This is a genomic window from Pseudomonas rosaeacicularis, assembly GCF_057128745.1.
On sequence record NZ_JBSKHT010000001.1, the window covers coordinates 109,040 to 121,992 of the forward strand.

Sequence of the window (12,953 nt, forward strand, 5' to 3'; positions counted from 1 at the left end):
GGACCTACGTCTTCGCGGACAGGTCCGCTCCCACAGGTTTCGATTAACCCTTCACGATCAGAATTTGCCCGCCATGCGTCCAGCCCGCGCCCTTATCGATCTCCAGGCCCTGCGCCACAACTACCAACTGGCCCGGGAAACCACAGGCGCCAAAGCGCTGGCCGTGATCAAAGCCGATGCCTATGGTCACGGTGCCGTGCGTGTGGCCCAGGCACTCGAAGCCCATGCGGATGGTTTCGCCGTGGCCTGCATCGAAGAAGCGCTGGAGCTACGACAGGCCGGCATCAAGGCGCCGATCCTGCTGCTAGAAGGCTTCTTTGAAGCCGACGAGCTGGCGTTGATCGCCGAGCATGATTTCTGGTGCGTGGTGCATGCGTTGTGGCAGCTCGAAGCCATTGAAAAATCTCCCGTCGGCAAACCGCTGCACATCTGGCTCAAGCTGGATTCGGGCATGCACCGCGTGGGTCTGCACCCCGCAGACTATCAGCCGGCTTATCAGCGTCTGCTCGCCAGCGGCAAAGTGGCGAAGATCGTGCTGATGAGCCACTTTGCCCGAGCGGATGAACTGGACAGCCAGCGCAGCGACGAACAAGTGGCGGTGTTTGAGGCCGCGCGTCAGGGTTTGAACGCCGAAATCAGCCTGCGCAACTCACCGGGCACGATGGGCTGGCCCAATATCCCCAGCGATTGGGTGCGTCCGGGCATCATGATGTACGGCGCCACGCCCTTCGACCAGCCACAGGCCGTTGCCGATCGACTGCAACCAGTGATGACGCTGGAATCCAAAATCATTTCCGTGCGTGAACTGCCAGCGGGCGAGCCGGTTGGCTATGGCGGGACGTTCCTGACAGATCGAGCGATGCGCATCGGCGTGGTCGCCATGGGTTATGCCGACGGTTATCCGCGTCAGGCGCCGACTGGCACGCCGGTGCTAATTGATGGCCATCGCAGCCGATTGCTCGGACGGGTTTCGATGGACATGCTCTGCGTCGATCTCACCGATGTGCCGCACGCAGGGCTTGGCAGTCGTGTCGAGCTGTGGGGCAAAAACGTGTTGGCCAGTGACGTGGCCGCCAGCGCCGGGACCATCCCGTATCAGATCTTCTGCAATCTGCGTCGCGTGCCAAGGCTCTATTCCGAGGCCTGACCGCAATGTCATCGTCGTCCCATTCCTCCCCCCGAGCGGCCACCTCCGGCCGCCAGTCCCTTTGCCGATCAGGTGTCGGGCTCAAGTGTTGTAAATACTGAACGCTGTTGCCATCATGGCGGCCACTGCCACTTGACCCAACTTGATCATCAGGAGGACTGCCGCATTGGACGTCGGTGAACGACTGCAATCCATTCGTAAACTCAAAGGCCTGTCCCAGCGTGAGCTCGCCAAGCGAGCGGGCGTGACCAACAGCACTATTTCCATGATCGAGAAAAACAGCGTCAGCCCCTCGATCAGCTCGCTGCGAAAAGTGCTCGGCGGCATACCGATGTCCATGGTGGAGTTCTTTTCTGAAGAGCTTGCGCCTGAAAACCCCGCCCAAGTCGTCTACAAAGCCAGCGAGCTGATCGATATCTCGGACGGCGCAGTCACGATGAAGGTCGTCGGCAAATCCCATCCCAGCCGTGCCATCGCTTTCTTGACCGAGGTCTATCCGCCCGGCGCTGATACCGGTGATGAAATGCTCGTCCATGAGGGCGAGGAGACCGGCATCCTGGTCGAAGGTCGTTTGGAGCTGGTGGTCGGGCTCGATACTTATGTGCTTGAGGCTGGCGACAGCTATTATTTTGAAAGCACCCGACCGCATCGATTTCGTAATCCGTTCGACGTCCCGGCGCGTCTCATCAGCGCAGCGACGCCCGCGAACTTTTGATGGGCAAACCCGGTTTGGCCTGACCCCCACGGCCACTCGAGGACTCGCCTGAGACGCAGGTCGAAACGCCAATAGCCCTGCATTTTTAAGGGAAGTTTCAGACCATCAGGCTACCCGCTATACTTTCGCGGCCTGCGTATACCGTGCCGTAGGCGGGATATAGCCACCATGAGGGTGAGAGCGTGAACCATACCAATAAGATTCTGGCTGTAGCGGGCTTTCTGGCTTTATGGGTGTTGAGTGCCCAGGCTGCCACCAACGACGACATAGCCAAACGGCTTGAGCCGGTTGGGCAAGTCTGTGTTCAGGGCAAGGAATGTCCGGGCATGGAAGTCACCGCATCAGCAGGCAGCGGCGCTGCGAGAACCCCCGACGACATCATCGCCAAGCACTGCAACGCCTGCCATGGCACTGGTCTTTTGGGTGCGCCGAAAATCGGCGACGCCGCTGCCTGGAAAGATCGCGCCGATCACCAGGGTGGTCTCGACGGCATACTCGCCAAAGCCATCACCGGCATCAATTCCATGCCACCCAAAGGCACATGCGCCGATTGCTCGGATGACGAGCTAAAAGGTGCTATCAAGAAAATGTCCGGCCTATAAGGCGTCCCGATGCTCATGCCCGTAAACGCCCGTTGGTGGCCGTTGTTATTGCTTGCGCTGACTATGGATGCAAGCGCGACCATGCGTTGCGGGACCGGGCTGATCAGCAACGGCGACTCGGCGCAAACCGTACTGCAAAAGTGCGGCACGCCGGACACCCAGACCAGCGAAGGGCCAGCGCTGCGGGCCAATGGTGTCCCGTATCGAGATTCCGCCAAAGTGAGCCACTGGGTGTATCGCCCTCGCAGCGGTGCATACCAGCACTTGCGATTCATCGACGATAAGCTCGTCTCCATCGAAACGCGCAGGGACTGAGTGGGTCCAACCTCAATCCAATAACAAGCCAGGAGAGGCCGGATGCCGCATTCCTGCTCGATCGAGCAAGCTGTCGACTATGTTCTGGCATCGCTGCCCAGCCACATTCGCATGGGCATGCCGCTGGGGTTGGGCAAACCCAATCGCTTCGCCAACGCGCTATACGCGCGAATCAAAACCTTGCCTGACCGCCAACTGACGATCTACACCGCGCTGTGCCTGGGCCGCCCGCCCGCTGGCGACGGCTTGCAGGGCCGCTTTCTCGAGCCGTTTCTGAAGCGCGTGTTCGGTGATTATCCTGAACTGGATTTCCTGAGCGACCTGCGCGCTGACAACCTCCCTGCAAATGTCCACGTTGAGCAGTTTTTCATGCAGCCCGGTAGCCTGCTCAACAGTGAATCTGCCCAACAGAGTTATGTCAGCAGTAACTACAGCCATGCCGCGCGGGACATCAATGCCAGCGGCTTGAATCTCATCGCGCAGTTGGTGGCAAGGGACCCGCAAAAAGCCGACCGCCTGAGTCTGAGCTGCAACCCCGATGTCACCCTCGACCTGCTGCCGATGATCGAGAAACGCAGAGCGGCGGGGGAGACGATTCTGACGCTGGCGCAGGTTCATGCCGACTTGCCCTACTTGCCGGGTGATGCCGAAGTCAGCGCTGATACCTTTGACCTGCTCATCGACTATGAAGAGCGCAGCACGTTGTTTTCCACGCCGAACATGCCGGTGGGAACTCAGGACCACTTCATTGGCCTTTACGCCAGCACGTTGGTGCGAGACGGCGGGACGCTGCAAATCGGCATTGGCTCCATGGGCGACGCGCTGACTGCAGCGTTGCTGGCGCGTCAGGCCGACAACGAAACCTATCGCGCCTGCTTGTCAGAGCTGGACGGCATATCCACCTGGAAGCCTCTGATCGAACGCGAAGGCGGGGTGATGCCCTTTGCCACTGGGCTTTATGGCTGCAGCGAAATGTTCGTCAATGGCCTGTTGGTGCTGCTGGACGCGGGGATTATTCGGCGCAAGGTTTACCCGACCGTCGAACAACAGACTCAGGCCAACAACGGTTTGCTGGATGAAGCCGCTTATACGGATGGTGTTCTGGTGCATGGCGGATTCTTCCTCGGGCCGCGCAGCTTCTACGAACGACTGCGGGAGTTTTCAGCCGAGCAGTTGGCGCAGATCAACATGACCGCGATCAGCTACATCAACGAGCTGTATGGCGATGAACAGCTCAAGCGTCTGCAACGACGCGACGCGCGTTTCATCAACAGCGCGTTCACCGTCACGCTGATGGGGGCTGCGGTGTCCGATCAATTGGCGGACGGGCGTGTTGTAAGCGGCGTGGGAGGGCAGTACAACTTTGTCGCTCAAGCCCACGCGCTACACGATGCGCGCTCGATTCTGATCCTGCGCAGCTGGCGTGAGTCGGGCGGGGACGTTAGCTCCAACATCGTCTGGGATTACGCTCACACCACCATTCCCCGTCACCTGCGGGACATCGTTATCACCGAATACGGCATCGCCGATCTGCGCGGCAAGACCGACTCCGCCGTAATCGAGGCACTGCTCAATATCAGCGATTCGCGCTTTCAGCCGGGCTTGATCGATCAGGCGCAGAAGGCGGGCAAGTTGCCAAAGGGCTTCCGGCTCGACCCCTTGTTCACGCAGAACACGCCTGAGCGTTTGCAGACCATTCGGGCGCAATACGCCGCGCTGTTCACCGAATACCCGCTGGGCAGCGATTTCACTTCTGAAGAACGGGACCTGCTGCGTGCGCTGAACTGGCTGAAGAGCAAGTTCAAGCTGCGGGACATCATTGAGCTGGGCAAAGCGACGCTGGAGGCGCCGGAGCCTGAAGCGTATCCCGAGCACCTGGCGCGCATGAAGCTGGATCAGCCACAGGGGTTGCGGGAGGAGTTGTATCAACGGCTTCTGCTGGCCGGTTTACAGGCAACGGTGGGCTAAATCTGTAGGAGCCAACTTGTTGGCGAGGCGTTATAGCTGACGCACCGGATAAATGCCTCGCCAACAAGTTGGCTCCTACAGGCTCGGCGTTTCAGGCGATGGCTTTGTACGCCAACAAACCCGCCGCAATAAACCCGGCCACCGCAAATACCTGCTGCAACCTCGGACCTGCGATGAACCTGGCCGCCTGCAAGCCAGCGATCAACCCCACCACCGCACCCATCGCAAACGGCACCGCGACCGCCCAGTGCATCGCTCCGCTGAGCGTCGCAGTCACTACACTGCCGGTGGACACCAGCGCAATAACGGCCAGTGACGTGGCGACGATGCTCTTGATGTTCAGGTCGGTATAGCGTGTCAGCGCCGGGATGATGACAAAGCCGCCGCCCACCCCGAGCAATCCGGACAGCAATCCGGCCACCATTCCGGTGATCGCCAGTGAACGGGCGCAGGGCAGCGTCCAACGCAGTCGCCCGACGCGAGGGTTCAGCACGCAAGGCAGAAACGCCGCGCGATCGGCCGGCTTTCCGTGCTGCAAGTGGTGAGCGGCTTTGCGGTAAATGCGCGTGCAGACGTACACCAGCACTAGTGCGAAACCTAGCGACAGCGGCCGATTGGGCAATTGATGAGCGAGCCACAGACCCAGCGGCGTCATGGCGATGCCGATAACGGCGATGAACCCGGCGGCGCGATAACGGACGATGCCCTGCCGCAAGCCCAGTAACGCCCCGATCCACGCCGCCAAGCCGACAGCCAGCAAGCCCACGGGCGCAGCTTCCACCATCGTCAAGCCCAAGCCGAACACCAACAGTGGCACGGCAATAATGCCGCCGCCTGCGCCGGTCAACGCGAGAATCGCACCGACAATCGTGCCCAGGCCCGCGCCCAGCAAATCGTGTTCATTCAAGGGAAGAGCTGCTTACAGTGCATTGATCGGGATCTTCAGGTAGCGCACGCCGTTGTCTTCGGGTTCGGGCAAATGGCCGCCGCGCATGTTGATCTGCACCGACGGCAGGATCAGCAAGGGCATGTCCAGTGTGGCGTCGCGCTTTTCGCGCATCTCGACGAAAGCGTCTTCGTCGATCCCTTCATGGATATGGATGTTGTTGGCGCGTTGCTCGGCCACCGTGGTCATGACCATCAACTCCCGGCCGTTGGGCAGGTAGTCGTGGCACATGAACAGGCGGGTATGGGGCGGCAAACTGAGGATCTTGCCGATCGAGCGGAACAGCGTGCGGGCGCTGGCGCCGGGGAAGTCACAGCGTGCCGTGCCGTAGTCGGGCATGAACAAGGTGTCGCCCACGAAGGCGATGGTTTCGTCGCCCGCTTCGATCAGGTACGTCATGCAGGCCGGTGTATGCCCCGGTGTGTGCATGGCGCGGGCTTGCAGCGAGCCAATCTGAAAATGCGCATCGTCTTCGAGCAACTGGTCGAACTGACTGCCGTCACGGGCGAAGTCACCCTGGGCATTGAACAGCGTGCCGAAGACCTTTTGCACGCGGGTGATCTGATTACCGATGGCCACCGTGCCGCCCAGCTTCTCTTTCAGATAAGCCGCAGCTGAGACGTGATCGGCGTGAACGTGGGTTTCCAGAATCCACTCCACCGACACGCCCAGCTCATTCACCTTGGCAATAAGGCGGTCGGCGGACGTGGTGCTGGTATGGCCGGACTTGGGGTCGTAATCCAGCACGCTGTCGATCAACGCCGCTTTGAGGGTGGAGCGGTCGATGACCAGATAACTGATGGTCGATGTCTGCTCGTCGAAGAAGGCTTCGACGCTCATGGTTTCGCCAATGATCATTGCTGCTCTCCGAAAATTAAAACGCCTGGAGCGCTTGGGTCTGTAGGAGCGCGCTTGCCCGCGAAAGCGATATTCCAGTCGCCAGAGGTGCACCGAATGTTACGACGTCTTCGCGGGCAAGCGCGCTCCTACAGTTGTGCACATTGCTTACTCCACGAACGTTACAACGCCATCTTTCAGCGACTTGACCCGCGCCAGCGACTCCACGTGATAGCCCTGAGCATCCAGCTCGGCCCGCCCGCCCTGGAACGACTTTTCGATCACAATGCCCAGACCCGCCACAGTTGCGCCCGCCTGTTTGATGATCGATATCAATGCCTGGGACGCCTTGCCGTTGGCCAGGAAATCATCGATGACCAGCACCCGGTCACTGCTGGTCAGATGGCGGGGGGAAATTGCGACGGTGCTTTCGACCTGCTTGGTAAACGAATACACCGTAGCCGACAGCAGGTTTTCAGTCAGGGTCAGCGATTGATGCTTGCGCGCGAAAATCACTGGCACGCCCAGTTTCAGGCCGGTCATGACTGCCGGGGCGATCCCCGAGGCTTCAATGGTGACAATTTTGGTCACGCCTGAATCAGCAAACAGGCGAGCGAATTCGTCGCCGATCTGCTGCATCAGCACCGGGTCGATCTGATGGTTAAGGAACGCGTCGACCTTCAATACCTGGTCGGAGAGGACGATGCCTTCTTCGCGAATTTTCTTGTGCAGTGCTTCCACGGCGGGGCCTCAGGCGCGCAAATGCGCAGTTAAGATTATCTTTTGAGCATGGCGCGGATGTCCGCCAATGCCGTATTGCCGCGAACGGCTTTCACTTCTGTCGGTGTGTCGTCGTTGCCTTCCCAAGCCAGATCGTCCGGGGGCAGTTCATCGAGAAAACGGCTGGGCGAGCAATCGATGATCTCGCCGTACTGCTTGCGCTTGGCGGCGAAAGTGAAGGCCAGCGTCTGCCGCGCGCGGGTAATACCCACGTACGCCAGGCGGCGTTCTTCCTCAATCGTATCGGCCTCGATACTGGAGCGGTGCGGGAGGATTTCCTCCTCCATGCCCATGATGAACACGTAAGGGAATTCCAGGCCCTTGGACGCGTGCAACGTCATCATCTGCACGCCTTCAGCGCCGTCTTCTTCCTCCTGCTGACGCTCGAGCATGTCGCGCAGGACCAGTTTTCCGATGGCTTCCTCGATGGTCATGCCGCCTTCTTCGTCCTTTTCCAGCGTGTTCTTCAACGCCTCGATAAGGAACCAGACGTTGCCCATGCGGTAGTCCGCTGCCTTATCGCTAGAGCTGTTCTGACGAATCCAGTTTTCGTAATCGATGTCCATGACCATGCTGCGCAGGGCGGCAATCGGGTCATTTTGCGCGCATTGCTGACGCACGCCGTCCATCCAGTGCTTGAAGCGCTTCAGGCGGTCGGTAAAACGACCGTCCAGATGCTCGCCCAAACCGATTTCATCGGTGGCGGCGTACATCGAAACTTTGCGCTCAGTGGCGTAGTTGCCTAGCTTTTCCAGGGTCGTGGAGCCGATTTCCCGGCGCGGCACGTTGATCACGCGCAAGAATGCGTTGTCGTCGTCCGGATTGACCAGCAGGCGAAAGTAGGCCATCAGGTCTTTGACTTCCTGACGTCCGAAGAAGCTGTTACCACCGGACAGGCGATAGGGCACCTGATGGTGCTGCAGCTTGAGTTCGATCAGCTTGGCCTGATAGTTACCGCGATACAAAATCGCGAAATCGCTGTATGGCCGGTCGGTGCGCAGGTGCAGGCTGAGGATTTCGACGGCGACGCGCTCGGCTTCGGCGTCTTCGTTGCGACAACGGATCACGCGGATCTCGTCGCCGTGGCCCATCTCGCTCCACAGCTGCTTTTCGAACGCATGGGGGTTATTGGAAATCAGCACGTTGGCGCAGCGGAGAATCCGGCTGGTGGAGCGGTAGTTCTGCTCCAGCATGACCACTTTGAGCGACGGATAATCGTCCTTGAGTAACATCAGGTTTTCAGGGCGGGCGCCGCGCCAGGCGTAGATCGACTGATCGTCGTCCCCGACCACGGTGAACTGGCATCGGGTGCCGATCAGCAGCTTCACCATCAAATACTGGCTGGCGTTGGTGTCTTGATACTCGTCCACCAGCAGGTAGCGGACCTTGTTCTGCCACTTTTCCAGGATGTCCGGATTGTCTTCGAACAGCTTCACCGGCAGCAGGATCAGGTCGTCGAAATCCACTGCGTTGTACGCCTTGAGGGTACGCTGGTAGTGGGTGTAGACGATGGCAGCGGTCTGTTCTTTCGGATTGCGCGAGTTGGCCAGCGCTTCGGGCGGCAGGATCAGGTCGTTTTTCCAGGAGCCGATCATGTTCTTGATCTCGTCGACGCCGTCTTCGCCCGAATATTCCTTCTGCATGATGTCGGTCATCAGCGCTTTGACGTCAGTCTCGTCAAAGATCGAAAACCCCGGTTTGTAGCCAAGCCGTACATGTTCCCTGCGGATGATGTTCAGGCCTAGATTGTGGAACGTCGATACGGTCAAACCGCGACCTTCGCCGCCCTTGAGCAGCGTGCCGACCCGTTCTTTCATCTCCCGCGCGGCCTTATTGGTAAAGGTCATGGCGACGATGTATTGGGCACGAATTCCGCAGTTCTGCACCAGATGGGCGATTTTGCGCGTGATCACGCTGGTCTTGCCGGAACCCGCACCGGCGAGCACCAAAAGAGGGCCGCCGACGTAGTTCACGGCTTCTTGTTGCCGAGGATTGAGTCGGGACATGACGAAAAGGGAGTCGCTGGCGAAATGGGCGGGCATTTTAACAGGCTGGACGGTTTGTGCAGCGACCGTCTGACCTGTGATGCACCGCGCTATCTATATTTCGCCGTTTTGTTACATTTGCGCATCACGCGGAAAATTCCCGCGATTGACGACCCTCGTTTGAGGGGGGCAACGTATTTTGTTTGTGTGGGGAGCTAGCTTGTCTACGCCTGTCGAAACCTTGCGTGTGCTGCTACTGGCCGAGACGCCAGAATGGTCAGTGTTGGTGCGCGAGTGCCTGGCTCCGCTCGGAGAAACCACTGTCCTGGTGTGTGTATCGGGTTGGGACGCTGTCGGCGATCCTTCAGGCATTCCCCACAACACTGTCATCTTCACCACCCCCGCACTTCAACCACCGGCCGGCCAATGCAAATTCCCTGTGGTGCTGCTGCTCGATGCCGAGCCTGAACACGAGCCCAGCGGCGTTGCCGACTGGCTGGTGCGTGACTCCTTGGACGCTCACAGCCTGCGCCGCTGCCTGCGTCATGTGCGCGAACGTGGGTTGCTCGAAAGCACCCTGCAGCGTTTGGCCGAACAGGATCCCCTGACCGGCATCGCTAATCGTCAGGGCTTTCAGACCCTACTCGCTGCGCGTCTGGCTGAATACGACGGTCGCGGGCTGGCGCTTGGGCATCTGGATCTGGATAACTTTCGTCGCGCCAATGACGCATTGGGGCACCAGGCTGGCGATCGCCTGATTCTGCAAGTGGTTGCGCGCATGAAGGGCCAGCTCGAAGCCTGCGATCAGTTGGCCCGCTTGGGCAGCGACGAATTTGCGTTGTTGATCGATACTCGCCGCGCGCCCAATCGTGCGGAGTGGATGGCCGAGCGCATCACCGAAGCGTTGTCGGAGCCCTATTGGGTTGATGGCGAAAGTTTGTTGATCGGTTGCAGCCTCGGGATTGCTCACGCCCGCGCGCAGAACGGCGCCGATCCGCTGATGTGGCATGCCCACATCGCCATGCAGCAGGCTAAAGGGACGCAGGGCTGCACTTTTCATGTCTTCAATGAGCGTATCAATCGCAACGCACGTAGCCTGGCGGACCTTGAAAGCGAGCTGCGCCGGGCGTTGCGTCGCGACGAACTGGAGCTGCACTACCAGCCGCGTTTGTGTCTGAACAGCGGCAAGATTCTCGGTCTGGAGGCATTGGTGCGCTGGCGGCATGCCGAGCGTGGTTTGCTTCCCCCTAGCGAGTTCGTGCCGCTCGCCGAACAAAGCGGCCTGATCGTGCCGCTGGGTTACTGGGTGATCTCCCGTGCCCTGCGCGATATGCAGACCTTGCGCGAGCAAGGGATACCGCCGCTGCACATGGCGATCAATCTGTCGTTTCGCCAGTTTCAGGATAATCAGCTGCTGGCCACGCTCAGCCGTTTGATCGCTGAGCGAGGCATCGACGCGCAATGGCTGGAATTCGAGCTGACGGAAACCGCAGTAATGCGTCGCAGCGATCTGGTCAAGCAGACCATGGACGCGCTGGGCCGCCTGGGCATCAGGTTTTCGCTGGATGATTTCGGCACCGGCTTTTCGTCCTTCGTGCACCTCAACAGCCTGCCGATCACGTTGCTGAAGATCGATAAAAGCTTCGTCGGCGAAATGGAACAGCGCGAGGAAAACCGCAAGCTGGTCCACGCGATGATCAACCTGGCACATAACCTCAACCTGGAGGTCGTCGCCGAAGGCGTCGAAACCGCAGAACAGCTGGCGTTGCTGCGCAGTTTCAAATGCGATCAGGTGCAGGGCTTCCTAATCAGCCATCCGCTGGCGTTGCCGGAATTGATGGGGTATTTGATGTTCGGGCAAGGCAAGGCGCAAGCCGGCCAGACCCTCTAGGCGCGATCGCCAAGCCGAGCAAACCCTGTAGGAGCGAACTTGTTCGCGAGTGCTGTTGATTCTGGTCGCAGCCCGTAGGATCCCTGCTTGCAGGCGATCTGCCGGGCCCCGGCAGCAAAATCGGTGGATGCGGTTGTCAGGTTGAGCCGAATTTTGAATGGGGGCCGCTACGCAACCCATCGTCGGCAAGCCGGACTCCTACGCCCTCCGGCAGAAGCAAATCGCGACACCATCACACGATCAAACGCGCAAGCGACACAAATCCTGTAGGAGCGAACTTGTTCGCGAAGCGTCGTATCCATCAGCGACGATAAAACAGGGAGATCGCAATCGCGGGCAAGCGCGCTCCTACAAATGACCTCTCGGGGTCTAGCCCATCACCGGCACGCCCGACGCTTCCTTGCGAAGCAACTGCCCGGCTTTGCGCTCGAACGCGTAGGTCAGCGCAATCGCTGAACACAGCAGCCCCAGCGCCAGCCCCCACCAGACGCCGACCGCGCCTTGATTGGCGATGAAGCCAAAACCCCATGCGGCTGGCGCGCCGACGATCCAGTAGCTCGCGAACCCGATCAGGAACGTGGTCTTGGCATCCTTGAAGCCGCGAATCGCGCCCATTGCAATGGTCTGCGTGCCATCGAGCAATTCAAACCATGCCGCGATGGCCAGCAGTTTGACCGCCAGCTCGACAGTGTCCTGGTACTGCGGATTGTCGATGTCCAGAAACAGGCCAATCACCGCGTGTGGCGCGAGCCAGAACAGAAACGCAAAAGCCAGCATCACCAGACCGCCAAAAGCGATGCCCATGCGCCCGGCCGTCCGCGCCAGCAGCAAGTTGCCCGCACCGTAGTGCAAGCCGATGCGCATGGTCACCGCGTAGGAAATGCCTACCGGAATCATGAATGCCATCGACACCGACTGCAGCGAGATCTGATGCGCGGCCATCTGAGAGCTGCCCATGGCGCCCATGCAGAACGCTGCGAAGGTGAAAAGGCCCACTTCTACGGCGTACGTCCCACCAATTGGCAAACCCAGACGCCAGAGCTCTTTCAGACAAGTGCGCGACAGGTTCATCAAGCCGACGTGAATCGGATACGCCGCATACGCCCGGTGATAGCGAATGTGCAGCGCCAGGATGATCGCCATGGCGTTAGTGACGATGGCGGTCACCAGCCCGATGCCCATCAAACCCCAGTGCGGCAAACCGAACAGGCCATGAATGAACGCGTAGTTGAGGGCAAAGTTTGCGGCCGCGCCCCCCAGGCTGATGGCCATGACAGGACCTGCGCGACCCAGTGCGCTGGTGAAGCCGCGCAGCGCCATGAAGCTCAACAGGCCCGGGAGGGCGAGGGGGAGGGTGATGAGAAACTGACTGGCCATGTGCACGTTGGCTTCGACCTGGCCGAACTTGAGCAGCAGTGGCTCAAGATTCCAAAGGATCAACGCGGCGATCAGCGCCATGCCCCACGCCAGCCAGAGCCCCGCTTGAGCGAGTTTGGTGGCCCCAGCTGCGTCATTGGCGCCATGGCGAATGGCGACCAGCGTGCCGACTGCTGCCATCACGCCAACGCAAAAGAAAGAAATGAAGTTGTAACTGGCCGCGCCCAAACCGCCGCCGGCCAAGGCTTCCGGGCCCAGTTGGCCCATCATCACCGTGTCGGTGAAGACCATCAGCATGTGCGCCATCTGGGACGCAATCAGCGGTCCGGCAAGGCGCAGGATGATCCAGAGTTCTTTGAAGGCGTGCTGATGCATGGTCGTGGCGCTCGG

11 protein-coding genes are annotated in these 12,953 nt (G+C 59.8%); 6 read left to right on the forward strand and 5 right to left on the reverse strand.

The window, feature by feature from the left end; all coding sequences use genetic code 11:
• The first annotated feature begins 73 nt into the window (after positions 1-73).
• The 5 genes from alr to ACWKWM_RS00535 all read left to right on the forward strand — a co-directional run bounded on the left by alr (position 74) and on the right by ACWKWM_RS00535 (position 4,747).
• Positions 74-1,147: an alanine racemase gene (alr, locus tag ACWKWM_RS00515; protein ID WP_483844247.1), complete on the forward strand. Its 1,074-nt coding sequence runs from the start codon at positions 74-76 to the stop codon at positions 1,145-1,147.
• Between the two features lie 166 nt (positions 1,148-1,313).
• Positions 1,314-1,862, forward strand: coding sequence for a cupin domain-containing protein (locus tag ACWKWM_RS00520; protein ID WP_483844248.1), 549 nt, complete (start codon positions 1,314-1,316; stop codon positions 1,860-1,862).
• Between the two features lie 182 nt (positions 1,863-2,044).
• The gene (locus ACWKWM_RS00525) at positions 2,045-2,464 is read left to right on the forward strand and encodes a c-type cytochrome (RefSeq protein ID WP_483844249.1); all 420 of its coding nucleotides are present in this window, start codon (positions 2,045-2,047) and stop codon (positions 2,462-2,464) included.
• Between the two features lie 9 nt (positions 2,465-2,473).
• On the forward strand, positions 2,474-2,779 hold the full coding sequence (locus ACWKWM_RS00530; protein ID WP_483844250.1) for a DUF2845 domain-containing protein: 306 nt from the start codon (positions 2,474-2,476) through the stop codon (positions 2,777-2,779).
• Between the two features lie 42 nt (positions 2,780-2,821).
• Positions 2,822-4,747, forward strand: a complete 1,926-nt coding sequence (locus ACWKWM_RS00535) for an acetyl-CoA hydrolase/transferase C-terminal domain-containing protein (protein WP_483844251.1) — start codon at positions 2,822-2,824, stop codon at positions 4,745-4,747.
• Positions 4,748-4,838: 91 nt separating this feature from the next.
• Here the strand turns inward: ACWKWM_RS00535 and ACWKWM_RS00540 are convergent, their stop codons facing one another.
• The 4 genes from ACWKWM_RS00540 to rep form a co-directional block, all read right to left on the reverse strand.
• Positions 4,839-5,654 (reverse strand): sulfite exporter TauE/SafE family protein, encoded by an 816-nt coding sequence (locus ACWKWM_RS00540; RefSeq protein ID WP_483844252.1) that lies wholly within the window; start codon positions 5,652-5,654, stop codon positions 4,839-4,841.
• Between the two features lie 12 nt (positions 5,655-5,666).
• Entirely contained in the window at positions 5,667-6,551 is an 885-nt protein-coding gene (locus ACWKWM_RS00545; RefSeq protein ID WP_483844253.1) for an MBL fold metallo-hydrolase, read from the reverse strand.
• Between the two features lie 147 nt (positions 6,552-6,698).
• Positions 6,699-7,271 (reverse strand): xanthine phosphoribosyltransferase, encoded by a 573-nt coding sequence (locus tag ACWKWM_RS00550; RefSeq protein WP_483835140.1) that lies wholly within the window; start codon positions 7,269-7,271, stop codon positions 6,699-6,701.
• Positions 7,272-7,306: 35 nt separating this feature from the next.
• Positions 7,307-9,316 (reverse strand): DNA helicase Rep, encoded by a 2,010-nt coding sequence (gene rep / locus ACWKWM_RS00555; RefSeq protein WP_483844591.1) that lies wholly within the window; start codon positions 9,314-9,316, stop codon positions 7,307-7,309.
• A gap of 199 nt (positions 9,317-9,515) precedes the next feature.
• Here rep and ACWKWM_RS00560 point away from each other — a divergent pair, with 199 nt between their 5' ends.
• The gene (locus tag ACWKWM_RS00560) at positions 9,516-11,186 is read left to right on the forward strand and encodes a putative bifunctional diguanylate cyclase/phosphodiesterase (RefSeq protein ID WP_483844254.1); all 1,671 of its coding nucleotides are present in this window, start codon (positions 9,516-9,518) and stop codon (positions 11,184-11,186) included.
• A gap of 369 nt (positions 11,187-11,555) precedes the next feature.
• Here ACWKWM_RS00560 and ACWKWM_RS00565 read toward each other — a convergent pair whose 3' ends face one another.
• Positions 11,556-12,938 (reverse strand): NorM family multidrug efflux MATE transporter, encoded by a 1,383-nt coding sequence (locus tag ACWKWM_RS00565; RefSeq protein WP_483844592.1) that lies wholly within the window; start codon positions 12,936-12,938, stop codon positions 11,556-11,558.
• Positions 12,939-12,953: the final 15 nt, after the last annotated feature.